Origin of the sequence: Paracoccus sp. JM45, from assembly GCF_003590715.1 — a bacterium.
In the GTDB taxonomy this organism is placed as follows: Bacteria; Pseudomonadota; Alphaproteobacteria; order Rhodobacterales; family Rhodobacteraceae; genus Paracoccus.
Window position 1 is genome coordinate 339876 of sequence record NZ_QQVY01000001.1, and the last position, 24630, is coordinate 364505.

At 61.6% G+C, this 24630-nt stretch carries 22 protein-coding genes and 1 tRNA gene; 7 read left to right on the plus strand and 16 right to left on the minus strand.

Annotation, left to right across the window (positions count from 1 at the left end; translation table 11 throughout):
• Window position 1: 1 nt before the first annotated feature.
• From DWB67_RS01730 to DWB67_RS01750, 5 genes are all read right to left on the minus strand, one after another.
• Window positions 2-481 carry a UPF0262 family protein gene (locus DWB67_RS01730; protein ID WP_119805761.1) on the minus strand — a complete coding sequence of 160 codons (480 nt, stop codon included), beginning with the start codon at window positions 479-481 and terminating at the stop codon, window positions 2-4.
• A complete protein-coding gene (hisD, locus tag DWB67_RS01735) occupies window positions 478-1791 on the minus strand; it encodes a histidinol dehydrogenase (RefSeq protein WP_119805762.1) in 1314 nt (437 codons plus the stop codon). Before hisD ends, DWB67_RS01730 begins: the two co-directional genes overlap by 4 nt.
• A 93-nt stretch (window positions 1792-1884) precedes the next feature.
• Complete coding sequence (locus tag DWB67_RS01740; protein ID WP_119805763.1) at window positions 1885-2361, minus strand: DUF2948 family protein; 477 nt, start codon at window positions 2359-2361, stop codon at window positions 1885-1887.
• Between the two features lie 3 nt (window positions 2362-2364).
• Complete coding sequence (gene murA / locus DWB67_RS01745; protein ID WP_119805764.1) at window positions 2365-3636, minus strand: UDP-N-acetylglucosamine 1-carboxyvinyltransferase; 1272 nt, start codon at window positions 3634-3636, stop codon at window positions 2365-2367.
• Window positions 3636-3815 carry a hypothetical protein gene (locus DWB67_RS01750; RefSeq protein WP_119805765.1) on the minus strand — a complete coding sequence of 60 codons (180 nt, stop codon included), beginning with the start codon at window positions 3813-3815 and terminating at the stop codon, window positions 3636-3638. Before DWB67_RS01750 ends, murA begins: the two co-directional genes overlap by 1 nt.
• 138 nt (window positions 3816-3953) lie before the next feature.
• On the opposite strand from DWB67_RS01750, the gene DWB67_RS01755 reads away from it, so the two are divergent.
• Window positions 3954-4028, plus strand: a tRNA-Thr gene (locus tag DWB67_RS01755).
• Between the two features lie 127 nt (window positions 4029-4155).
• Here the strand turns inward: DWB67_RS01755 and DWB67_RS01760 are convergent.
• The 4 genes from DWB67_RS01760 to DWB67_RS01775 all read right to left on the minus strand — a co-directional run bounded on the left by DWB67_RS01760 (window position 4156) and on the right by DWB67_RS01775 (window position 10840).
• On the minus strand, window positions 4156-6333 hold the full coding sequence (locus tag DWB67_RS01760; protein ID WP_119805766.1) for a TRAP transporter permease: 2178 nt from the start codon (window positions 6331-6333) through the stop codon (window positions 4156-4158).
• 104 nt (window positions 6334-6437) lie between these two features.
• Window positions 6438-7412, minus strand: a complete 975-nt coding sequence (locus tag DWB67_RS01765) for a TAXI family TRAP transporter solute-binding subunit (RefSeq protein ID WP_119805767.1) — start codon at window positions 7410-7412, stop codon at window positions 6438-6440.
• Between the two features lie 192 nt (window positions 7413-7604).
• Window positions 7605-8948, minus strand: a complete 1344-nt coding sequence (locus DWB67_RS01770; RefSeq protein ID WP_119805768.1) for a sigma-54 dependent transcriptional regulator — start codon at window positions 8946-8948, stop codon at window positions 7605-7607.
• The gene (locus tag DWB67_RS01775; protein WP_220475086.1) at window positions 8945-10840 is read right to left on the minus strand and encodes an ATP-binding protein; all 1896 of its coding nucleotides are present in this window, start codon (window positions 10838-10840) and stop codon (window positions 8945-8947) included. Before DWB67_RS01775 ends, DWB67_RS01770 begins: the two co-directional genes overlap by 4 nt.
• 48 nt (window positions 10841-10888) lie before the next feature.
• Here DWB67_RS01775 and DWB67_RS01780 point away from each other — a divergent pair, with 48 nt between their 5' ends.
• On the plus strand, window positions 10889-11521 hold the full coding sequence (locus tag DWB67_RS01780) for a nucleoside/nucleotide kinase family protein (protein WP_119805770.1): 633 nt from the start codon (window positions 10889-10891) through the stop codon (window positions 11519-11521).
• Here the strand turns inward: DWB67_RS01780 and DWB67_RS01785 are convergent.
• The 5 genes from DWB67_RS01785 to DWB67_RS01805 all read right to left on the minus strand — a co-directional run bounded on the left by DWB67_RS01785 (window position 11518) and on the right by DWB67_RS01805 (window position 16704).
• On the minus strand, window positions 11518-12321 hold the full coding sequence (locus DWB67_RS01785; protein WP_119805772.1) for an ABC transporter permease: 804 nt from the start codon (window positions 12319-12321) through the stop codon (window positions 11518-11520). The two genes, DWB67_RS01780 and DWB67_RS01785, sit on opposite strands and share 4 nt — an antisense overlap.
• On the minus strand, window positions 12318-13199 hold the full coding sequence (locus tag DWB67_RS01790) for an ABC transporter permease (RefSeq protein ID WP_119805773.1): 882 nt from the start codon (window positions 13197-13199) through the stop codon (window positions 12318-12320). The genes DWB67_RS01785 and DWB67_RS01790 overlap by 4 nt, the downstream gene beginning before the upstream one ends.
• Window positions 13192-14259 carry an ABC transporter ATP-binding protein gene (locus tag DWB67_RS01795; protein WP_119805774.1) on the minus strand — a complete coding sequence of 356 codons (1068 nt, stop codon included), beginning with the start codon at window positions 14257-14259 and terminating at the stop codon, window positions 13192-13194. The genes DWB67_RS01790 and DWB67_RS01795 overlap by 8 nt, the downstream gene beginning before the upstream one ends.
• A 52-nt stretch (window positions 14260-14311) precedes the next feature.
• Window positions 14312-15436, minus strand: a complete 1125-nt coding sequence (locus DWB67_RS01800; RefSeq protein WP_119805775.1) for an extracellular solute-binding protein — start codon at window positions 15434-15436, stop codon at window positions 14312-14314.
• Between the two features lie 206 nt (window positions 15437-15642).
• On the minus strand, window positions 15643-16704 hold the full coding sequence (locus tag DWB67_RS01805; RefSeq protein WP_119805776.1) for a hypothetical protein: 1062 nt from the start codon (window positions 16702-16704) through the stop codon (window positions 15643-15645).
• A 134-nt stretch (window positions 16705-16838) separates the two neighbouring features.
• Between DWB67_RS01805 and DWB67_RS01810 the strand changes: the two genes are divergently transcribed.
• The 5 genes from DWB67_RS01810 to preA all read left to right on the plus strand — a co-directional run bounded on the left by DWB67_RS01810 (window position 16839) and on the right by preA (window position 21955).
• Window positions 16839-17195 (plus strand): PepSY domain-containing protein, encoded by a 357-nt coding sequence (locus tag DWB67_RS01810; RefSeq protein ID WP_119805778.1) that lies wholly within the window; start codon window positions 16839-16841, stop codon window positions 17193-17195.
• Between the two features lie 13 nt (window positions 17196-17208).
• Window positions 17209-17871: a response regulator transcription factor gene (locus DWB67_RS01815; RefSeq protein ID WP_119805780.1), complete on the plus strand. Its 663-nt coding sequence runs from the start codon at window positions 17209-17211 to the stop codon at window positions 17869-17871.
• On the plus strand, window positions 17868-19166 hold the full coding sequence (locus tag DWB67_RS01820) for an ATP-binding protein (protein ID WP_119805782.1): 1299 nt from the start codon (window positions 17868-17870) through the stop codon (window positions 19164-19166). The genes DWB67_RS01815 and DWB67_RS01820 overlap by 4 nt, the downstream gene beginning before the upstream one ends.
• Before the next feature lie 97 nt (window positions 19167-19263).
• Window positions 19264-20619, plus strand: a complete 1356-nt coding sequence (locus tag DWB67_RS01825) for an NAD(P)-dependent oxidoreductase (protein ID WP_119805783.1) — start codon at window positions 19264-19266, stop codon at window positions 20617-20619.
• A gap of 37 nt (window positions 20620-20656) precedes the next feature.
• The gene (gene preA, locus DWB67_RS01830; RefSeq protein WP_119805785.1) at window positions 20657-21955 is read left to right on the plus strand and encodes an NAD-dependent dihydropyrimidine dehydrogenase subunit PreA; all 1299 of its coding nucleotides are present in this window, start codon (window positions 20657-20659) and stop codon (window positions 21953-21955) included.
• A gap of 27 nt (window positions 21956-21982) precedes the next feature.
• Here preA and DWB67_RS01835 read toward each other — a convergent pair whose 3' ends face one another.
• Together DWB67_RS01835 and ctaA are read right to left on the minus strand one after the other, a co-directional pair.
• A complete protein-coding gene (locus DWB67_RS01835; protein ID WP_119805787.1) occupies window positions 21983-23455 on the minus strand; it encodes a carboxypeptidase M32 in 1473 nt (490 codons plus the stop codon).
• Complete coding sequence (gene ctaA / locus DWB67_RS01840) at window positions 23452-24597, minus strand: heme A synthase (protein WP_119805788.1); 1146 nt, start codon at window positions 24595-24597, stop codon at window positions 23452-23454. The genes DWB67_RS01835 and ctaA overlap by 4 nt, the downstream gene beginning before the upstream one ends.
• Between the last annotated feature and the right edge of the window lie 33 nt (window positions 24598-24630).

The following is a 24630-nucleotide window of genomic DNA, read 5'->3' on the forward strand; positions in this document are numbered from 1 at the left end:
CTCAGCTTTGCGGGATCAAGGCGCAAATCAGGGTAAACAGGCGGCGCGCCGTGTCGATGTCCAACGTGGCCTTGCCCTCCAGACGTTCCTGCAAGGTGCGCGCACCTTCGTTATGAATGCCACGCCGCGCCATGTCGATTGCCTCTATCTGGGCGGGGGGCAATCGTTTGACCGCCTCGAAATAGCTTTGGCATATCTGGAAGTAATCTTTAACCACCTGACGGAACGGTCCCAGCGACAGATGGAATTCGGCGACCTTTTCATCGGCTTCCGAACTGACGTCAAAGACCAGACGTCCCTCGCGGATGCACAATTCCAGCGCAAAGGGACCATCGGGGGCGGCTTCGCCGTCGCGGCCCGGAACGGCAAAGCTGTTATCTTCGATCAGATCAAAGATCGCGACCTTGCGTTCCTGTTCCATTTCCGGCGTGGCAGGCGCGATGGCGCTGTCGTCAATCTCGATCCGTGTGATGCGGCTCATTCCCGTGGCCTTTCGTTCAACGTCCCCAACCGAGCCTGAACCGAAGCGCCATGCGCCTGCAAGCCCTCGGATGCGGCAAGACGCACGGCAGCGGGGCCGATTGCGGCCAAAGCACCCGGCGTCATGCGTGCCATGGTGGTGCGCTTCATGAAATCCAGCACCGACAGGCCGGAACTGAAGCGCGCCGAACGCGCTGTCGGCAGGACGTGATTCGGACCGCTGACGTAATCCCCCACCGCTTCGGGCGTATGTGCGCCAAGGAAGATCGCACCGGCGTGGATGCAGTCTTTGGCCAAGGCTTCGGGATCGGCGACGCAAAGTTCCAGATGTTCGGGCGCGATGCGGTTCGACAGCTTGGCTGCCTGTTCCAGATCATCGACCACGATCAACGTGCCGTAATCGCGCCAGCTGGCACCGGCGATGGCCGCGCGGTCCAGCGTGGGGATGATGCGTTCGACCGCTTCGCCCACAGCGCGGGCCATCGCCGGATCGGTGGTGATCAGGATCGATTGTGCGTCGGCGTCATGTTCGGCCTGCGCCAGCAGATCCCAGGCCAGCCATTCGGGGCTCTGGTCGCCATCGGCAATCACCAAGACCTCGGAGGGACCTGCGATCATGTCGATGCCGACGCGGCCAAAGACATGGCGCTTGGCGGCGGCCACAAAGGCGTTGCCCGGGCCGGTGATTTTATCAACGGGGGCAATCGTATCAGTGCCATAGGCCATTGCGGCCACGGCCTGTGCGCCACCGACGCGGTAAACCTCCTCGACGCCCGACAGGCGCGCGGCCAGCAGGACCAACGGGTTGATCACCCCGTCCGGCGTTGGCACGCAGATCACCAGACGTTCCACACCCGCAACCCGCGCGGGAATCGCATTCATCAACACGCTGGAGGGATAGGCCGCCTGCCCGCCCGGCACATAAAGACCGGCGGCGGAAACCGCGCTCCAACGCCAGCCAAGTGTTGCACCTTCGGGATCGGTCCAGCTGGCATCTTCGGGGATCTGGCGAGCGTGATAGGCGCGGATGCGTTCGGCAGCCAGGGCCAGCGCGGCACGGTCGGCATCGGACACAAGCGCGATCTGGTCGTCGATTTCCTGCGCCGTGAACCGCAAGGTTTCCGGCGTCAGGTCCAGACGGTCAAAGCGCGATGTCAATTCGCACAGGGCCGCATCGCCACGTTCGCGCACATCGGCGATGATGTTGGTGACGGTGGTGTTCACATCGACCGAATCTTCGCGCTTGGCGTTCAGCATCCGCTGAAAGCCCTGTTCGAAATCGGCATCTTTGGTGTTCAGCGTGACCGGCATGTTCTTTAATCCCTTGAAGCCTGACGGCTTTATCCGTCCGTCACCCGCGCCTCAATGGGCACGGGGCGGACAAAACGACACGGGCGAAAGGCGTCAGTCGGGGTGACTGGGCGCCTTGCCCGAAACGGCGCGATAGGGCCGCGTCACGTCGCGCAGATCGGCGTTGATGCATTCGACCTCGACGATCATGGTGCCATCGCCCGCGAAATCCAGTGACATTTTCCCTGTGCCATCCTCGCCCGCCTGCCATGTGACAGCCAGCAACGACAGCACGGTGTCCGCATCGCGCGAGATACCGTCGCTGACCACACGCATCACATCGCTGATCACCAAAAGCGACCGGACGCGTTCGAAATCGCGTCCTTCACTGCGGGCAGCATCGGCGTCTTCCCAGCGGAAACGGTTGACCAGCAGGGCCAGACGGCGTGCCTTGGGGTCATGGCTGATTTCGGACGCAGGCAGAATCGTATCCTGCACCAATGACGAGAGGATGCGCAGATCGACCTCATCCTCGGCCTTCAGGGTCAGGGGGCGTGGGTCGGCATCGCTGAAACTTGCATCCTCGGCCATGATCTACTCCTCTTTGACGCGTTCGATATGGGCACCTACGCCGCGCAGCTTGCGCACGACATGTTCGTAACCGCGATCAAGGTGATAGACGCGGCTGACGGTGGTCTGACCTTCCGCGGCCATCCCTGCCAGAATCAGACTGACCGAGGCGCGAAGGTCGGTCGCCATCACCGGCGCACCGCGCAGCTTTTCGACGCCGGTGACGGTGGCGTGCCCGCCGTGAACCTCGATCTGGGCCCCCATGCGGATCAGTTCGGGGGCGTGCATGAAGCGGTTTTCGAAGATGGTTTCTTCGAGCACGCTGGTGCCTTCGGCCGTGCACATCATCGCCATGAACTGGGCCTGCAGGTCGGTCGGGAAACCGGGGAAGGGCTCGGTGGTGACATTCACGGCCTTCAGGCGGCCGTTCTTGCGGCTGACCTTCAACCCGCGCTGCGTTTCTTCGACACTGACGCCGGCTTCGTCCAGCTTTTCACAAAAGGCCGACAACAGGTCGATGCGACCGCCCAGCAGCTCAACCTCGCCGCCGCACATGGCGGGGGCCAGCATATAGGTGCCCAATTCGATCCGGTCGGTGACGACGGGATGGGTCGCGCCATTCAGGCTGGTGACGCCTTGGATGGTGATGGTGCCGGTGCCTTCACCTTCGATTTGGGCACCCATGCGACGCAGGCAATGGGCCAGATCGACAATCTCGGGTTCGCGGGCAGCGTTCTTCAACACCGTGGTGCCGCGTGCCAGCGTCGCCGCCAACAGGGCGTTTTCCGTCGCCCCGACCGAGACGATGGGGAATTCGAAGACCGCGCCCTTCAGACCACCCGCAGGGGCCTTGGCATGGACATAGCCGTCGCGTAGATCCAGCGTCGCACCCAAGGCCTCTAGTGCGCGCAGATGCAGGTCGACGGGACGCGCGCCGATGGCACAACCGCCCGGCAGCGACACCTCGGCCACGCCATCGCGCGCCAGCATCGGTCCCAGCACCAGAATCGAGGCGCGCATCTTGCGCACGATGTCATATTCGGCGCGGTGGCTGGTCATCGCATGGCTGGACAGGGCCAGCACCTTGCCGTTTTGCAGGCTGGTCACTTCGGCACCAAGACTTTGCAGCAATTCGGTCATGGTCCGAATATCCGACAGACGCGGCGCATTCGTCAGCGTCAGCGGCTGATCGGTCAGCAGCGTCGCAGGCATCAGCGTCAGACAGGCGTTCTTGGCACCCGCAATCGGAATTTCGCCTTTCAGGGGGCCGTTGCCCTCTACGATGATCTGATCCATCAGCTGTCGTCCTTGCCTGTATGATCGGTCGCTTCGGGTGCGACCTTGTTATCGGTTTGTGGTTTATCGGCGCGTGCGCGGGCCTGTGCCTTGCGGCGTGCCAGATTCGCGCGCAACGCCTGTCGCAGGCGATCATCGCGGGTTTCCGAACCGGATTTGTCTTTGCGTCGATCTGTCATAGGTATCCTGTTAGCCTTCGTCAGCGATGCAGTCCAGCAAACGCACATACAACTCGGCGGCAAATGGTAAAATCTGGAAAAAATGTGAAAATCCTCTTGCACGCATTCAGGGCATTAGTTAAACGCCCCTCCAACGATGCTGTGGTAGCTCAGTGGTAGAGCACACCCTTGGTAAGGGTGAGGTCGAGAGTTCAATCCTCTCTCACAGCACCAGTTTTTCCTGAAAGACTGATGTGCCCGCAGCCGTGCTTTTTGCGCGGCTTTTTCATGTGCTTACGCGATATGTCATGAAGAAACGGGCCGGTTTCCCGACCCGTGTTCCAGTTTGTTGGCGCAGATGTCAGTCGGCGCGACCCTTGGCCAATGCGGCGGGTGTCACCGCCTTGCGCTGCCACAAGAACAGCGCGACGGCGACGACCAAACCCGCGACATCGCTGACCCAACCGACCGAGATCATGGAAAGTGCCGCGACGATCAGCACGATCCGCATCCATCCTGCAGCATGGCCGAAGAAGTATCCGATCACCCCCGCTGACAGCAGGAACATGCCCAGCAGCGCCGTCAGGGTGGCGTGAATAATGTCAAGCGTTTCGCCCTGCATCAGCAATTCATGCGAGCTGAAGAACATGAAGGGCACGATGAAGGCGGCAAGGCCCAGCTTGAACGCCTCGACCGAGGTTTTCATCGGGTCCGACCCCGCAAGGCCCGCGCCCGCATAGGCCGCCAGCGCGACGGGGGGCGTGATTGCCGACATGACAGCGTAATAGAACACAAAGAAATGCGCGACCAGCACCGGCACGCCCAGCTGGATCAGCCCCGGCGCGACAACCGCAGCCGCCACGGCATAGGCCGCCGTTGTCGGCATCCCCATCCCCAGAATGATCGAGATACACATTGCAAAGAACATCGCCAGAAACTGGTTCTGATCCGCAATCGTCAGCAACAGCGCCGAAAAGCGTGCGCCCACACCCGTCAACGCGATGACACCCACGATGACACCGGCGGCGGCACAGACGGCGACCATCTGGATCGACATTTTGGCGCCCATATCCAGCGCTTTGAAGATCTGGCGCGGCCCCATCTTATGCGGGGTCAGCCAGCTGACCATCGCAGCGGCGGCCATGCCCATCGCCCCCGCCCTGATGACGGAATAGCCCGCAAACAGCGTATAGATCAGGATGATGATCGGCAGGAACAGATAGACCTGTTTGACCAGATCACCAAAGCGCGGCAATTCGGACCGTGGCAGGCCCTTCATGTCCAGCTTCAGCGCCTGAAGATCGACCATGAAATAGACCGAGACGAAATACAGCAGCGCCGGAATGATCGCGGCGATGACGATGTCGGTATAGGGAATGCCCGTCACCTCGGCCATGATGAAGGCCCCGGCACCCATGATCGGCGGCAGGATCTGCCCGCCCGATGATGCCGTCGCCTCGATCGCGGCAGAGGTCTTGGGGGAATAGCCGACCTTCTTCATCAGCGGAATGGTCAGCGACCCTGTGGACACCACGTTGCCCGCCGATGTGCCGTTGATCATGCCCATCAGGCCGGATGCAAAGACCGCGACCTTGGCCGGACCGCCGCGCGCCTGACCCGCGCAGGCAAAGGCGAAGTTGACGAAGTAATCACCGACCTTCGACGCCTGAAGGAAGGCCGCAAAGACGATGAACAGGATGATATAGGTCGAGCTGACGGCAATCGGGTCGCCTAGCACGCCTTGGTCGGTAAAGATATAGGTGAAGAACCGCGTGGCCGTGTAACCGCGATGGTTCAGGAAACCGGGCAGCCATGGCCCAAGGAAGCTGTAGGCGATGAACACGCCGACGATGCCCACCAGTGCCAGACCGGTCAGGCGGCGTGCCAGTTCCAGAATCAGCATGACCCCGGTCACCGCGGCCCATAGATCGCCCGGCTGCGCCATGCCCGTGCCCGCCCGCATCCGCAGTGCGTTCACGACAAACAGGATATAGCCCAGCACCGCGACCGAGGCAAAGCACAGTAGCAGATCACCCACATAGATGCGGCTGCGGTCGCGCGACGAAAAACGCCAGCCCGCCACGATGGCCGCTACCGTGCCAATGGCCAGCGGCAGACCATAGGTGGCAAACCCGAAGGCCGGCGGACGCGCGACACCTGCCACCCACCACGCCAGCCACGCATAGGCGATGATGACAAAGCCGTAGCCGATGCCAAGCGCACCGACGCCCAGCAGCGCCAGTTCCACCGGACCACGTTTGGTGGCCGCTTCGGTTTCGCTGGTCTGGGTCAGGGCGGAATAGGTCAGGAAACCGATGACCAACCCGCCGCAGACGTGGATCATGCGGTACGCCCATGTCTCCAGCGGATAGACGACCATGACGAACAGGTGAAAGACGGTATAGGCGGCGCAAAGAACGGCGATGATCAGACCGGTGCGCGCACGGGCGTCACGCTGGTTGGGGGCCATCGGTTCGTCATCGACGCCTTGCGCGATGACGGAAGCGTTCTGTGCCGCAAAGGCATCGGGTGCGGACATGGGAAACCTTCGTCGGGACAAACCGTGTGGTCAGACCCACGTGGCCGGTCCGGAATGGGAAAAAAGGATGCCCCGATGCCGCGCGGGCATCGGGGCGGCAGGCATCAGCCGCGCAGGTCGTCGGGGATTTCGATCCCCTTTTCGTCAAAATATTTCACCGCGCCGGGGTGGAACGGCAGGAAGGTGTTCTTATCGGCGTTTTCCGGCAGGGTTTCGGCGGATGTCGCATGAATCTGCATCATCGCCTCGTTATCCTCCATCACCAGCTTGGTGATTTCATAGGCAAGGCTTTCGGGCATATCCTGATGCGCGATGGCAAAGTTCCACATCGCGACCGTGCCGTGACCTTCGGGGAAGCCCTGATACATGCCGCCCGCGACTTCATATGCCGCGACCTCGGGCATGGCTTCCAGAATCTGGCTGCGCTGTTCTTCGGTGAAACCGAAGATGTTGACGTCGTTTTCAGCTGCGATCTGGGCGAAGGCCGAAATTGGCACGCCGGCGGCAAAGGAAAACGCGTCGATCAGGCCGTCCTTGACCTGACCCGTCGCGTCATTGGCCCCCGAATAGCTGATCGTCGCATCGACACCCAACACCTCGAAGAAGCGCGGCCAATAGGTGGCAGCCGTGCCGCCCGCCGGACCGACCGACACGCGCTTGCCGGACATGTCGGTGACATCAGCCACGCCCGAGGATTTCAGCGCCACCGCCTCGAAGGGCGTCTGATACATCGGGAACAGGGCGCGCATGGACGAATGCTCGACGCCTGGTGCCAGTTCGCTGTTGCCGGTCCATGCCTCATATGCGGGGCCCATGGTGACCAAGCCAACCTGATGGTCGCCGGTTTCCACCAACGTGGCATTCTGGACCGGACCGCCCGTCACCTCGGCCGAGGCGTTGATGCCCAGACGCTGGGTGATCAATCCGGCCAGACCGGTGCCATAGATGAAATAGGTGCCGCCCTGACTGGCAGTGCCAAGCGTGATACTGGACGGCCAGTCCGAACGGTCCTCTTGTGCGAAGGCGGGTGACAGGGACATGGCGGCAGTTGCCGCGATGGCGGCGGATAAGAAACGCATCGAAATCCTCCCAGATTTAGCGAAGTGCCGGGGTGGTGGTCCCGCAGCCGGACGACGTACAGCCAGCTAGCGACAGCCATGCCGCCAATGCAATGCCGCTATGCGTTTACTGATCAGGTTCTTGCTGCATACTGATGCCGGATGGGTAGAAATGGTAACATCGCGGGTCCGTGACGGGTGGATTTCCCCACATCACCCTTCGGCATCAACGTAATGCGTTTTGTCGATCCGGTATTTCTGCATCTTTTCGTATAGCGATTTTCGCGACAGGCCCAAAGCTTCATAGACCGGTTTCAACCGCCCGCCATGTGCGGCCAGCGTCGCGACAATGACATCGCGTTCGAACATCGCCACGCGATGGGCCAGACGCATTTGGTCGGGGCTGCGATCCTCGGCGGGTTGCAGGGCAATGCCAAGGGCGTGGCGGTCTGCAGCATTGCGCAATTCGCGGACATTTCCGGGCCACGGACGTTCGACAATTTCGGCCAGCATATTAGGGTCGATGGCCACGGGCGGGCGGCGGTGGCGGGCGGCAGCTTCCTGCACCAGCTTGATGAACAGCAGCTGGATATCCTCGCGCCGCGCCGACAGGGGCGGCACGTTCAGCGTGACGACGTTCAGGCGATACAAAAGATCGGCGCGGAAACGCCCGCGCGCGACCTCATCGGCCAAGGGTTGGCGGGATGTGGCGATGAAACGCACATCCAGCACGCGGTCTTCGTTCGCGCCAAGTGGGGAGATCACGCGATCCTGCACCACCCGCAGCAACTTGCCCTGCACGTCCAAGGGCATAGAGCCGATCTCGTCCAACAGGATGGTGCCGCCACGGGCGTGTTCGAATTTTCCGTATCGCGGGCGCAGGGCACCGGGGAAAGCGCCAGCCTCGTGGCCGAACAGTTCGGATTCGATCAGCGACGCAGGCAGCGCGGCGCAATCAATGGCGATGAACGGCTTGCCCGCCCGCGGCGACAGGTCGTGCAGGGCGCGGGCGACAACCTCTTTGCCGACACCGGTTTCGCCTTCGATCAGCACGTCAGCCTCGGTCGGGCCGATGGTGCGAAGGCGGCGGCGCAGGTCGATCATGGCATTTGATCGCCCCACCAACCGCGTTTCAAGGTCGTCCACCTGCCCCGCCGCCGCCCGCAACACACGGTTTTCAAGCACAACGCGGCGATAGCCCATGGCGCGGGCGGCAATTTCTGCCAGTTGCGCCCCGTCAAAAGGCTTTTCAACGAAATCATAGGCGCCTTCACGCATCGCCCTGACGGCCAGCTGGATATCCCCATGCCCCGTCACCAGAATCACCGGAATATCGGGGTCTATATCCCTGATACGGCGCATCAGGGTCATGCCATCCATGGCAGGCATGCGGATATCGGTGATGACGATGCCCGTGAACCCAAAGCCAAGACGGTCAAGGGCGGATTCGGCGTCGGGGACATCCTCGACCTGAAACCCTTCCAGATCCAGTGACTGGGCGGTGGACAGACGCATGTCGGCCTCGTCGTCGATCAACAGGATGCGGCCTGCGTTCATGTCTTCCCCGATGTAATGCGCGGCAGGTCGATCACAAAAGATGCGCCCTGCCCGTTCTGGACCAGCCGCAATTCGCCGCCGAAATCCTTGATGATATTAAACGAGATCGACAGCCCCAAGCCAAGCCCGCTGCCAACACCTTTGGTGGAAAAGAACGGGTCGAAGACGCGATCATCCAGTCCTTCGGCCACGCCCGGACCATTGTCGCTGACCGTCAGGATCACGCGGTCGGCGGTGGCGTGGCCAGTGATGTCGATGCGGGGATCATCGCACCCCTCCAGCGCATCCAGCGCGTTCGACAGCAGGTTAACAACCACCTGCTGAAACCGCAGCGGCCCCGCCATAACCAACAAAGGTGCATCACCCAGATCAACGCTCATCGTCACCGCCCGATTGCCAATGCGCCATGCGATCACCTCGAATGCGTCATGCATGACATCGTGCAGATCAACCTGACGCAACTGGGCGTTCGGCTTGCGGGCAAAGTTTCGCAGAGTGCGGCCAATTTCGGTCATCCGGTCGGTCAGCGACAGAATGCGCGCCAAATTGGCGCGCGTGTCATCGGGGCGGTCGCGGTCCAGATAGGTCACGGCATTGGCGGCAAAGTTACGCACCGCCCCCAGCGGCTGGTTCAATTCATGCGACAGGGCCGCCGACATCTGCCCAAGCGCCGCCAGTTTGGCCGATTGGACCAGATGACGTTGGGTGCGGCGCAATTCATCCTCGGTTGCGCGGCGTTCGGTGATCTCGGCGGTCAGGCGGTCGTTCAATTGGGCCAGTTCGCGGGTGCGGGCATCGACGCGCCCCTCCAGCTGGGCCTGCGCTTCGGCCTGAATGGACAGGCGTTCACGCAGACGGGCGCGGCGTTGCATCCAAGCCATCAGCCCCGCCAGAACCGCCCCGACAATCAATAGCGCCGCCACCGTCCCCTGCAACGCCTGTTGGCGCGCAGGCGCGGTGTCCAGCAGAACCTGAACCCGCCAGCCCGCCTCGGGCATGGTTTCCGAAACCGAAACGAATTCACGCCGGTCATGGCCGCTGTCCAGCCGCAACATCTGATGCCCCGCCACACGCCCCGCGCGTTCCAAGGGCAACATGGCCAAGGGTTCATCATGATAACGGCGGGTGGCCGCGATTCTTGCGCGGGCCGCGGTGCCTAAGGGACCAAGCGACCGGAATTGCCAATCACGGCGGCTGGCCAGAAAGACGATGCCCTCGCTGTCGGTCACGATCATCTCGTATTCGGCGGCGCGCCAGCTGTCCTCGATGGCATCGACATCGACCTTCAGCGCCAGCACCCCAAGGATACGCCCACGATCCCGCACCGCTGCGCCGAAATAATACCCCCGCTTGCCCGAAGTGGTGCCAAGCGCAAAGAACCGACCCTGTCCGCCCGCCATTGCCTGTGTGAAATAGGGCCGGTATGCGAACCCCTGCCCGATAAAGCTGAGGTCTTGGTCAAAGTTGCTGGCTGCCACCGTCATGCCATCCGCGGTCATGATATAGGCATCCGACAGTCCCATCATCCGCGTCACATGCCGCAGATAAAGGTTGGCAGCGGCAATATCGACGCGGCTGGCATCGGGGCGCAAGGCATCGGACAGGACCGGCGCGCGCGACATCAGATCCGGCAGGCGTTCATAGCGCGCCAATTCGCCGCGCAGGCCCGATACCGCCAGCCGCAGGATGTTTTCACCCTGCGGGATCGTCGCCCTGATATGCCGCGCGGCCAGCCAGCTGCCGCCTTGCGCCAACAGCACCCACGCAAGCACCAATGCCAGACCAAGCGCGGCCAGCCTGCGACTGCTTTTGACCGCCTGCATCATATTCCCCTGTTTCGTCTGCATATCTTCGGGGGTCAGGACGCCACAGGCAACCCGTGGTCTTGTCACAGCCTGCCGTGCGTGGAAGACCAGACGGATATAGCAAAGGCCACAACCATGACCCGGACAACCACCCTGCCCCAACTGCTGGACCGTTTGTCGGTCATGGCGCAATCGGACGAACGCCAACTGGTGGCACTGGCAGGACCACCGGGGGCGGGCAAAAGCCATGTTTCAGACGCATTGGCCCAAGGGCTGGCACAGACTGCAGCGGGGCGGGCAGCGGTTCTGCCGATGGACGGCTTCCATCTGGATGACGGCCTGCTGTCTGCGCGTGGCGACCTGCCCCGCAAAGGCGCGCCGCATACCTTCGATCTGGACGGGTTTGCTGTAATGCTGGACCGGCTGGCCGCCGATGATGGTCGTAATGTGTTGGCGCCCGTGTTTGACCGCAATCTGGAGATTTCACGCGCAGGGGCACGTGAGATTGCCCCGAGCACCCGCCTGATCGTGGTCGAGGGGAATTATCTGTTGCTGGATCGCCCCGGCTGGTGTGATCTGGGACGGCACTTCGCGCTGACGGTGTTTTTGCAGGTGCCCCAAGCGGTTCTGCAACGGCGTCTCATGGCGCGTTGGCGCAATCTGCCACGCGATCAGGCGAAGACCAAGTTAGAGGCGAACGACCTGCCCAATATGCGTCTGGTCTGCGAAGCGAGCCGCCCCGCAGACCTTGTGCTGGATAACGCCTAGGGCAACTTGCGCGCGGCCTGACGGCGGCGCGCGACTTCATAAGCAATTGCGCCGATGACCGTGGCGACGATGATGACCAAGGCCAGCGCGTTGACCGCAGGGGTCAGGCCGGTCCTGACCTTGGTGGCAATGAACACCGTCAAAGGCGTTTCGAACCCGCGCACGAACAGGGTGGTGTTATAATTTTCCACCGATTGCAGGATCGCCAAGCCACCCGATGCCAATAACGCAGGTTTCAGGAAAGGCATCAGCACGCGGCGGAACACCATCATGCGGGATGCGCCAAGACCCAAAGCGGCTTCCTCTTGTGTGCGGTCAAAGCGCTGCAGACGGGCCATGACCATCAGCATGACATAGCAGATGATATAGGTCGATTGCGCCAGAACGATCAGGAAAATCCCGCCGCCGACACCCATCTGCCGCCACAGGATCAGGGTCGAGATGCCGATCACCACCCCCGGCGTCAACAGCGGCGAGACCATCAACCCATAGGCAAAGCTGCGCGCCCGTGCATGCAGCGATGTCAGCACCAGCGCCGCCGCCGTGCCGATCGGCACCACCACAACAACCACGCAAATGGCGACCAGAACCGATGTCCACAACGACTGCCACATCGCGGCATCCGCCCACATCGCCTTGAACCACTGCAGCGTGGTTCGCTGCCACGGGATTACCGTCGGAAAGCGGCTTTCGTTAAAGGCGGCGGCCCCCATGATAATCAACGGCGCAAACAGATACAGCGTGAAGATGGCCAGATACATGACGAAGACGGCGCGAAAGATTTTATTGGCGCCGGTCATTTCGCAACATCCGCCAGATTGACCCGCGCAATACGCAGTGTGACCAGAACAATCGCCAGACACAGGACCAGCAGCACCAGCGCATAGGCGGCACCACGGTTCCAATCACCGCCTTCGAAGAACCAGTTATAGATGATCTCGGTGAACCAGCGGCTGCCCGGTGATCCCAACAGGGACGGCGCGACATAAGACCCCGCCGCCAGCATAAAGGTAAAGACAAAACCCGTCGCAATCCCCGCCTTGGCATGGGGGATGACAACGCGGGTGTGGGTTTTCCAGCGGGACGCGCCCAGATCACGCGATGCCTCCAGCTGGGACCGGTCAAGGCTTTCAATAGCGTTGAAAATCGGCAGCAGCATGAACAGAATATAGGCATAGACCATCGCGGCCAGCACGCCGCCATCACCCTGCCAGCGGATTGGTGCGTCGGTTATGCCCATCCCCATCAGCACGCTGTTCAACGGCCCGCGATAGGCCAGCAGGATAAACCATGCCAAGGTCCGCAGAACCTCATTGATGAAAAACGGGATGATGATCAGCAGCATCGCAATCGCCAATTGGCCGGTCGTGGCGCGCTGGGCCATCCAGAACGCGATGGGATAGCAGACAAGAAACGTCACCAACGCCACCAAAGCACTGGCCCAGATGGTTTTAAAGAAAATGACGCGATGCACGCTTTCGGTCGCCAGATAGGTGATATTGGCCAACGAATAGGTATCATCCGGCCCGCCCAGCGCCGCAGGTGGCAAATTGGGGCGCAGGGCATAGTCGATCATCATCAGGTTCGGGGCCAGCACCATCCCCGCCAGCCACAGCATGACCAGAGTCAGGAAGACCGTCGAAAGCCCCGTGCCAAAGCGGTTGAACAGATCACCCATCGGCCAACACCACCGCATGTTCTGTTGCAAAGCTGAAACTGGCGCGGGTACCGGGTTCGGGGGCCTCGGCCAGACGGGTGCTGGGAATGGATGCGGCAAGGGCTGCGCCATCGTCGAACTGGCCGTGGACCAACGCGAATGACCCTTCGAAATCAACGCGCTGGATTTGCGCGGACAGGGTATTGGCGGCGGTAACGGTCGGAGTAAGGGCCTCGGGGCGGATATAGATGGTGCCTTGGGTACCCGTTGCAGCACCGTGACCCGCGCGACCATGCAGCACGCCCAGCGCGGTTTCGATAGTGGCGATACCGTCCTGCACCTGCGTGATGGTACCCGACAACGCGTTTGTTTCACCTACAAAGCGGGCAACAAAAGGCGTGGCGGGGTTGTCATATAACTGACGGGGCGTTTCGACCTGTTGCAAAACACCATTGCTCATCACGGCGACGCGGTCGGACATGGCAAGGGCTTCGGACTGGTCATGGGTGATATAGATAAACGTCACGCCGGTGCGCTTTTGCAAATCACGCAGCTCGGCGCGCATATGCTGGCGCAGCTTCAGATCCAGCGCCGACAGCGGTTCGTCCAGCAGCAGCACACTGGGTTCAACGGCCAAGGCACGCGCAATGGCAACGCGCTGGCGTTGGCCACCCGACAATTCACCAGGCATCCGGTCGCCGTAGCCGTCCAGCGCGATCAGCTGCAGCAGGTCTTCGGCTTTCTTGCGACGTTCGGCGCGGGGCATACCGCGCGCTTCAAGCCCGAAGGCGATATTTTCCCAGACGGTCATCAACGGAAACAGCGCCAGCGACTGGAAGATCATGGCCGTCGGGCGTTTGTCGGGACCAAGCCCCACCATATCGCGGTCGCCAATCAGCACGCGGCCATCGGTCGGCTGGATAAACCCCGCGATCATTCGCAGAATCGTCGTCTTGCCGCATCCCGACGGGCCAAGGATGGAAAAAAATTCACCCGCTTGCACCTTGAAGGATACGTCACTGACGGCGCGGGTGGTGCCAAAGGTCATGCCGATGTCGGCCAGTTCAACGGAATGGGACATCGTGTCTCCTGTTATGGTGGCGGGCAGAGGCGTCCCCTGCCCGCGTCTTTTGTCATGCCGACAGGAAACGGTCCTGATATTCATTGCGCTTGGTGACGTACCAGCTTTCCTGAATGGGCCACCACCACAGCTTTTCAAGCGCATCCCCCGGATAGGCGGCGGCAAAGAATGCCTTTGCTTCATCCGAGATCAGCTGGTCGGACCCGACAGCCGTCGAATTGATCGATGTAGCGTTGGTATACATCGCGCCCGCTTCGGGTGTCAGGAACCAGTTGATGAACGCATAGGCCGCATCAAGATTTTCGGCGTTCTTGGGGATCGACAGACCCTCCATCCATGCCAATGCACCTTCTTTGGGGGCAATAAAGCCAATGGGCAGACCTTCGCGGGCCAAGGTGGCGGCGGTCGAATCCCACGTCTGGCCAATAGCGGCACCATTGACGCGGAATGCGCCCTGGGCCTCGTTCTCGTTCGTCCAGAACTGGATGATATTGGCTTTTCGCGCCACAGCTTCGGCCAGAATCACATCAAAGATTTCGGTCTGGGCTTCGGGGGTCTTGAAAGCATCCAGCAACGGACGCGGCAGTTTGCCTTCGGCCTCCAGCCACAGACCAAGACCGATAAGTGACGAATGGCCCCGAACGGTAGCTTTGCCTTCGGCAGCGGCCCCCCAAATATTGCCATAGGACGCGCTGCCATATTCCAGCGGCATCTGGTCGGTATCAAAGGCAATCGCCTCGGTGCCCCAATCGGTCGGGACCTGATAACGTGCGCCATCCACGACAGCGCCCAAAGTGACCGAGTTTTCCCAAGCGCTTGGCAGCACCTGATCGACCTTGATACGCGATTCGTCGATGGGCTGGACCAGATCATACTCAACATAGTTCGGAACACGGTCGACGGTCGGCCAGATCAGGTCGAACCCGCCGCCGTTATTGGCGCGCAACTGGTTCAGCAATTCATCATTGGTGCCATAGGGGGTATAGTTCGGCGTGATACCGGTTGAATCCTTGAACGCCTTCAGGATGTCATCGTTCAGATAGCCTGCCCATGCGAAGATATTCACAGTTCCATTGCCCTGCGCCATGGCGCTGCGGGTCAGGAAGGGGGCCGCAAGTGCCACACCTACGGTGGCAGCAGCACCGCGCAGAATTCCGCGTCTGTCGATCCGTGTCATCAAGTCATCCTCTTGCAAATGATCTTATCCTGACTTCCGTTAAAGACGGCATGTGACAGTCCGGTGTCAGCCCCGTCGCCTTTCCGGCATTACGCAAGACTAGGACGGGTTTGCACGTTGTAAGACTGCCAGATTGGACAGGGTCCAAAATGACAAAAGCCGCCCCCTTTCGGGGACGGCCAGCTGTCCAGAAGACAGGCAGTGGATTAGCGTGCGGTTTCGCGCACAACTTCACCCTTGGGGTTCAGATGCAGAACGACCGATTCTCCGTCGGGGTTGGTTGCCTCGATCGCCACACCACGATTACCACGACGGGGTTCACCCAGATCGGAATATCCGGCGTCGTTCAGACGCTGGGTTGCTGCCTCGGCGTCAAAAGCGGGGGCATCGCCGCGCGGGCCCTTTGCATCACGGTCGCTGTGATCACCACGGTCGCCATGATCGCCGCGCGGCCCATGATCGCCACGGTCACCGTGGTCACCACGCGGGCCGTGATCGCCATGGTCCCCGCGGGGGCCGCGTTCGCCGCGATGTTCACCGCGTTCACCATGATCCTTGCGGTCGCCATGCATCTTGCCGCCTTCATGGTCGCCACCGCGGCCAAAGCGCAGGACATTACCAGCTTCGTCTAGCTGGGCGCGGATGCCTTTGCCGTCCGCATCCTCGCCGGCGATCATGATACGCTCGCGGCCGGTCATGACACGGTCGATGGTGGCGAATTGGTCCATGACATCGGCGTCACGAACGGCTTGGGGCAGCAGGCTGTCCAACAGATCCTGCGGAACGGCTGCGTCTTTCATGCCGACGCCGGTCAGCGTGCCGTCCATGTCGAACATCAGACGCAGGTCGCCACCATCGGCATCCTGCCCCTTCAGGCCGATCATACCGGGACGGTTGTGCAATTCCTCAACCTTATCTAACATGGCAAAGCTGTCGGAATTGCGGATTTCGGCAGGAACGGCTGCCTCTAGCACTGGGGCGGGCAATACGCCGTCATCGGCCTCGATCTTGTTCAGGTTTCCGGCCATATCGAAGCTGGCCTCGATTTCGGTGCCATCGGCCATCTTGCCTTCGTATTCACGCTGGCCGTCGCGGCCTGTCTCGATGTCGACACCTTCCAGATTCAGACCCTGCAACAGGCTTGGCATTTCAACGGCAGCCTGCGGGGCAGCGTCTTGGGCCGAGGCGCTGGACACCATCGTCAGAAAAGGTGCGCCGGCGATCAGGGCGATCAGGGCAGCGGACGAGGTGAGTTTGCTCAGGTTCATATCAGTCTCCTATCGTCATTCTTTGGACCGGTCGTTTCCGGCCTTCGACGAATCACTTCTAACAAAGGCTTGCCGAACGAAACGCCAATGCGCCATTTGGTTTCCATTTGGCTTTCCAACGTCATAATCAACGAATGATCCGCACCCTTGCCCTTGTGATTCTGACGGCCCTGCCATTGCCCCGCCTTTGCGCGGCGCAGGACATGCTGCCGTTCACATCCCAAGAAAGCGCCACCGATTTCCAGCCCCTGCCCCTGCGCCAGATTGTCCGCATGGTCACCGCACGTTATGCAGGACGCCCCGTTGCCATCGACATGCAGTTGCCGACGGACAGCGAAACCGCATTAGGCACGCAACTGGTCTATCAGGTGCGCCTGCTGACGCCGGACCGCAATCTGCTGGACATCCGGCTGGACGCCCGCAACGGCAGGTTCCTGCAGGTGTCGGGGCGCGGCCAGTTACAGGCCCGATCGGCCGCATCGAAACGATAAGAAAGACAGGACTATGCGCGCTTTGATCGTCGAGGACGACCCCCAGCTGGCCGAACAGCTTGCATCCGCTATGGTTCAGGCAGGCTTTGTCAGTGACCGCGCCCATGACGGCACACAGGGCGAATTTCTGGGATCGACCGAAACCTATGACGTGGCCATTCTGGATTTGGGGCTGCCCAATATGTCGGGAATCGAGGTTCTGACCCGTTGGCGCGATCAGGGCATTACCATGCCCGTGCTGATCCTGACCGCACGCGGCGACTGGACCGATAAAGTTGCGGGCTTTCGCGCCGGTGCCGATGATTACGCCGTCAAACCCTTCCGGCTGGAAGAAGTGGTCCTGCGCGCACAGGCCCTGATCCGCCGCGCCGCCGGCCATTCGCGCCCTGTCATTCAGGCTGGCAAGCTGAAACTGGACGGCCAGCTGGGCGTCGTCACCTTCGAAGGCAGCCCGCTGAAACTGACCGCTTTCGAATTACGCATCCTGACCTATCTGATCCACCATCAGGACCGTGTCGTCAGCCGCACCGAATTGTCCGAACATCTGTACGAGGCCGAAACCGACCGCGACTTCAAATCGATCGAGGTTGTCATCGGTCGCCTTCGCAAGAAAGTCGGTGAAGGCGTCATCCAGACACGTCGGGGCGAAGGTTACATCCTGCGCAGTGCGGCATGATCCGCTCTATCAGGGGGCGGCTGCTGCTTCTGGCGGCGCTGTGGCTGTCAGTGGCGCTGCTGGGGGCGTTCCTGCTGATCTCGGGGCTGTTGCGCGATTTTGTCACCGACCGCTTCGACGCCGAGGCGATGGCCGTCGCCGACAGCCTGATCGGGCAGCTTGATTCCGATGACGGGCAGATCGAACTGGATGACGAACCCACCGATGCCCGCTTTTCCCTGCCGTTTTCAGGCTGGTACTGGCAGGTCAATGCCGACGGTGCGCCGGTGGCCCGATCAGCGTCCCTGCTGGATGGAACGCTGGACATCGCGGATGGCGAAGAAACCGGCGCGCTAACTGCGGATACAGACGGTGCCCCCCTGCGCCTGCTGCGCCGCGAGGTCACGGTTCCCGACAGCGACAGCATGATCGCCATTACGGTGACTGTCCCTATGGCCCAGATCAACAACAGCCTGCGTCAGGTTATCAGACCCTTGGCCGTCGCGCTGGCAGTGCTGGGGTTGGGTCTGGCTTTGGCCAGCGTCATACAGGTGCTGACCGGCCTGAAAAGCCTTGGCCGCTTGCGTGCCGATCTGGCCCGCGTGCGTGCGGGCGACAAGCCGCGTCTGGATGTCCCCGATGTGTCCGAATTGCGCCCGCTGACTGATGAAATCAACGCATCACTGGACCAGAACGAAACCCTGCTGACGCGTTCGCGCCACCATCTGGGCAATCTTGCCCATTCGCTGAAAACCCCGCTGGCGGCATTGTCGAACGACCTGCCCGCCGACCATCAGGGTCAGGCCCTGATTGCCCGCATGGACCGCTTGATCGGCTGGCACCTGCGCCGCGCACGGCAGGCAGGCGGGCGGGTTTTGGGCCAACGCACGCCCATCGCGCCGGTCATCGACGACATCCTGCTGGTCCTGCGCTGGCCCATGCAGGACAAAGGCATGACCGCCGAAATCGACTGCCAGCCAGATGCCGCATTTCCCGCCGAACGGCAGGATCTGGAAGAAATGGTCGGCAACCTCTGCGAAAACGCCGCCAAATTCGGTCACAGCCGGATGCGTGTTCACGTTACCCAATACGATGCCACCCTGACCCTGAGGGTCGAAGATGACGGCCCCGGCCTGACAGACGGCCAAGCCCCCATGGCCTTGATGCGCGGCGGTCGGCTGGATGAACACGGCCCCCCCGGTGCGGGTCTGGGACTGGCCATCGTGGCCGATCTTGCGGCGCTTCACGGCGGTGAATTGCGGCTGGAACGGTCCGATCTGGGCGGACTTGCGGCAATCATCGATCTGCCTGCCTGAAATTTCCGCAAACCGACCTGCGCTAAATTTTACCATTTGATAAAAAATCGGACCTGTGCCAGCCTGATTCTACCAACAGGTGAGCCAGGAGACGAAAATGTCCCAAGCAAGACTGTCGCCCGGCGTTTTGCCGGGTCGACTTGACCCAGAACACATGGCCGCGAATTTCTGCGATGTCGCGCCACCCCTTGACCGGCACGAGGCGCTGGTCGCCGCCGACCGGTGCTATTTCTGCCATGACGCGCCCTGCATCACGGCATGTCCGACCTCGATCGATATTCCGCTGTTTATCCGGCAGATCTCGACCGATACGCCGGATGCCGCGGCCATGACGATTTTTCACGCCAATATCCTTGGCGGCATGTGCGCCCGCGTCTGTCCCACGGAAAACCTGTGCGAAGGCGCATGTGTCCGTGAAATGGCCGAAGGCAAACCCGTCGAAATCGGTGCGCTGCAACGCTATGCCACCGACGGTCTGATGGCGCAGGAAGGTCACCCCTTTATCCGCGCCGAAACCACCGGCAAGCGTATCGCCGTTATTGGCGCAGGCCCCGCAGGTCTGGCCGCAGCACACCGTCTGGCCGCCAAAGGCCATGATGTCACCATCTTCGAGGCGCGTCCAAAATCCGGCGGGCTGAACGAATATGGCATCGCCAGCTATAAATCCGTCGATAACTTTGCACAGGCCGAGGTTGAGTGGCTGATGGGCATCGGCGGCATCACCGTCCAGCACGGTCAGGCCTTGGGCCAGCAGATCACGCTGGAAACCCTGCAAGCCGATTATGACGCGGTGTTCCTTGGCATGGGTCTGAGCGGCGTCAACGCATTGCGTACCACGGGCGAAGACCGCGACCATGTCACCGACGCGGTCAGCTTTATCCGCGATCTGCGTCAGGCCAGCGACCTGACCACCCTGCCCGTCGGGCGCGATGTGGTGGTCATCGGTGGTGGCATGACGGCGGTCGATGCGGCGGTGCAGGCGAAACTGCTGGGGGCGGAAAACGTGTCCATCGTCTATCGCCGCGGTCAGGACCGCATGGGGGCCAGCCGCCATGAACAGGACCACGCCACCGCATCCGGCGTGCGCCTGATCTGCAACGCAGCACCTGTGGCGATCCATGGCAATGGTGCCGTGGCGGAAATCGAGTTCTGCTATACCGCGAATGGCCCCGACGGGCTGACCATGACCGACGACCGCTTCCGTCTGAAGGCCGATCAGGTGTTCCGCGCCATCGGCCAGCGGCTGGACGGCACCCCTGATGCGATGCAGTTGGAAGGCGGCAAGATCGCCATCACCGGCGCAGGCCGCACCAGCGTTGATGGTGTCTGGGCGGGCGGCGATTGTGCGGCAGGTGGCGATGATCTGACGGTGACCGCCGTGGCCGAAGGCCGCGACGCTGCCGAAGACATCGACGCCCATCTGACCGGTCGCCCCGTCAGCATCCCGGGCTGAGGCCCATCCCATTCGCGCATGAAAAAGGACGCTGAACATGGCAGATCTGCGCAGTAATTTCATCGGGATCAAATCCCCGAACCCGTTCTGGCTGGCCTCGGCCCCGCCCACCGACAAGGAATACAACGTCCGTCGCGCCTTTCAGGCCGGTTGGGGCGGTGTCGTCTGGAAAACACTGGGCTCCGAAGGCCCGCCCGTCGTCAACGTCAACGGCCCGCGATACGGCGTGATCCACGGTGCCGACCGCCGCGTCTTGGGCATCAACAACATCGAGCTGATCACCGACCGCCCGCTGGAGGTGAACCTGCGCGAGATCAAATCGGTCAAGCGCGACTATCCCGACCGTGCGATGATCATTTCGCTGATGGTGCCATGTGACGAGGAAAGCTGGCGCGATATCCTGCACAGGATCGAAGATACCGGTGCGGACGGGGTCGAGCTGAACTTTGGCTGTCCCCATGGCATGGCCGAACGCGGCATGGGTGCCGCCGTCGGTCAGGTGCCCGAATATATCGAGATGGTGACACGCTGGGTCAAACAACACAGCCGTATGCCCTGCATCGTCAAGCTGACCCCCAATATCAGCGACGTGACCAAACCCGCCGAGGCCGCCAAACGCGGCGGTGCCGATGCGGTCAGCCTGATCAACACGGTGAATTCCATCACCTCGGTCGATCTGGACCTGTTCGCGCCCCAGCCGACGATTGACGGCAAAGGCAGCCACGGCGGCCTCTGCGGTCCGGCGGTCAAGCCGATCGCGCTGAACATGGTCGCTGAAATCGCCCGCAATCCCGAAACCGCCGGCCTGCCGATCAGCGGCATCGGCGGCGTGACGACATGGCGCGATGCGGCGGAATTCATGGCGCTTGGGGCGGGCAATGTGCAGGTCTGCACGGCGGCGATGACCTATGGCTTCAAGGTCGTTCAGGAAATGATCAGCGGTCTGCATGACTATCTGGACAGCCACGAGATGGAGCTGTCCGATCTGATCGGTCGCGCCACGCCCAATGTCACCGACTGGCAGCATCTGAACCTGAACTATGTCACCAAAGCGGTGATTGATCAGGATGCCTGCATCAGCTGTGGCCGCTGTTTTGCGGCCTGTGAAGACACCAGCCACCAAGCCATTGCGATGTCGCCGGACCGTGTGTTCGAAGTGGTCGAGGAAGAATGCGTCGCCTGCAATCTGTGCGTCGAGGTGTGCCCCGTTCAGGATTGCATCACCATGCGCGAACTGGAGGTGGGCGAGATGGACAAGCGCACCGGCGTTCCGCGCGGCGAATACGCCAACTGGACCACCCATGCCAACAATCCGATGGCACAGGCAGCCGAATAACAAAGGGGGGCACATTGCCCCCCTTTTTCACAATCCGTAGATGCCTTGGAATTTGTCCTCAAGATAGGACAGCAACGGTTCGGGGCTGATCGCCTGCCCCGAGGCTTCCTCGATCACCTGCGCCGGTGGCAACAGGCCGCCATGGCGCTGGACGTTTTCACGCAACCATTCAGTGCCCTGCGATGCATCTCCTTGGGCCAGTGACGCATCCAGATCGGGCACGTCATTGCACAACGCTTGGTTCAGGCAACCCGCATAGACATTGCCCAAGGCATAGGTCGGGAAGTAGCCGAACAGGCCCACCGACCAATGAACATCTTGCAAAACACCATTCGCCGGACGGTCCACAGGCACGCCGAAATCGCGCAGAAAGCGGGAATTCCATGCCTCGACCAGATCATTGGTGTCCAGACGGCCCGAAATCAGATCACGCTCCAGATCAAACCGCAGCATGACGTGCAGGTTATACTGAACCTCGTCCGATTCGGTGCGGATATAGCCGGGGGTCAGACGGTTGACGGTGGCATAGAAATCATCGGCATCGGTGATGTTCAGCCCGTCGAAGGCATGCGACATGCGGTCGAACAGCCAGCCGGTAAAGGCACGCCCCCGCCCCATCTGGTTTTCATAGATGCGACTTTGGCTTTCATGCACGCCCATCGACACGCCGCGCCCCAATGGCGTGAACGCATAATCGGGGTCGATGCCCTGTTCATAGCTGGAATGCCCGACCTCGTGGATGGCCGAATAAATGCAGTTGAACGGATCGGTTTCGACCACACGCGTGGTGATCCTGCTGTCCTGCCAGCGACCGCTGCTGAAGGGATGCACCGCCAGATCCAGCCGGCCACGCGACCAGTCATAACCAAAGGCCGATGCACAGGCACGTGCCAGACGCAGCTGGGTTTCCTGCGGGAAATGACCTGACAGGGCTTTGGGCTGGCGTTCTGCCCCCATCACGTCATCGCGCAGGGCCACCAGACGCGGGCGCATCTGGTCGAATAGGCTGGCAAGACGCGCACCGGTCATGCCCGGTTCGTAATCCTCCAGCAGGGCGTCATAAAGATCGCCGCCATCGGCAAGGGCCGCAGCCTCTTCCCGCTTCAGCATCAGGACCTGATCCAGCGTCGGCAGGAAATCGTTCGGGGCGTCTTTGGCTCGGGCATCGGCCCAGATGCCTTGGGCCAGCGATGTCAGGCGCGCCAGTTCGGATGCCAGACGGGCGGGCACCTTGCTGGTGCGGGCGAAATCGCGGGCGATCAGATCGACGGCGCGGTGATCGGATGGCGTGACCGGCTTGGCCGCATCCAGCCATTCGCCGATGCGCGGATCGGTGCGGCGTTCATGTAGCACTTCCTCCATCGCGGCCATTTCTTCGGCCCGTTGTTCCGTCGCGCCGCGTGGCATGACGGTTTCCTGATCCCAGCCAAGGCGTTCGGAGACCGAAGACAAAGCCTCGGTCTGGTGCTGGAAGGCAAACAGATCTTCAAGCGCGCTCATCGCAGGCTTCCCCTGATAGAGGTTTCAATCGGATAGCGGGCATGGTGACGCGCCCGCAGGATCAACGAGAACAGGATAACCGCGCCGATCTGGTGCGACAGCGCCAGATCCAGCGGCGAGGCATGGATGACATTCATGATACCCAAGCCCACCTGTGCGGCCACCGCTACGATCATCACCGTAAAGGCGCCGCGCGTCACCTTATGCGGCGATTTGCGCGACCGCATCCAGACGACAATCGCAAAGATCGCCACCAGATAGCCCGTCATGCGGTGGATAAATTGCACCAGCGCAGGATTTTCAAAGAAATTGCGCCAGCCAAGCGTTGCGTCCCAGATGGCGGCCGGGATCCATTCGCCCCCCATTGTCGGCCAGCCGGTATAGGTCCGGCCCGCGTCGATACCAGCGACCAGCGCGCCGATCAGGATCTGCACGAATGCCAGATGCAGCAAGCCTGTGGACATGCCGAACAGCTTGGCCTCGCCCGCGCGGCGGGCACGCAGCAATTCTGCCTCGGACCGCGACAGTTGCAGGGCGTACCATGCGATCAGGCCAAGGATGACAAAAGCGATGCCCAGATGCGTGGCCAGACGATAGGACGCCACGCGGGTCATCCCCTCGACCAGACCGGAACTGACCATCCACCAGCCGATGGCACCTTGCAGACCGCCAAGCGCCCCCACGGCCAGCAGGCGCGACTTCCAGCCCGTTGGAATGCGGCCCGTGGCCCAGAAGAACAGAAAGCCGACAGCCCAGACCAACCCGATCAGGCGGCCCAGCAGGCGGTGCGACCATTCCCACATATAGATATATTGGAAATCACCCAGCGACATGCCCGCGTTCACTTCGGTATATTGCGGGATCTGTTGATAGGCTTCGAATTCGGATTGCCAATCGGCACGGGACAGCGGCGGGATCGACCCCGTCACGGGGGCCCATTCGGTGATCGACAGACCCGATCCGGTCAGGCGGGTCGCGCCGCCAAGGGCGATCATCGCCAGAACCATGGCGAACAGGACCAGCAGCCAGAACCGGATGGCGCGACGCGCACCTTTCGGGCGGGCGTCGATCATGCCGGTGGTCTGGACGGGGCGGCTTGCGGTCAGGTCCGAGACTTCCTCGAAAACGGGGCGCTTGGCCATCGCTTGCTCCTTTGCGTCAGGCAGAGGTTATGG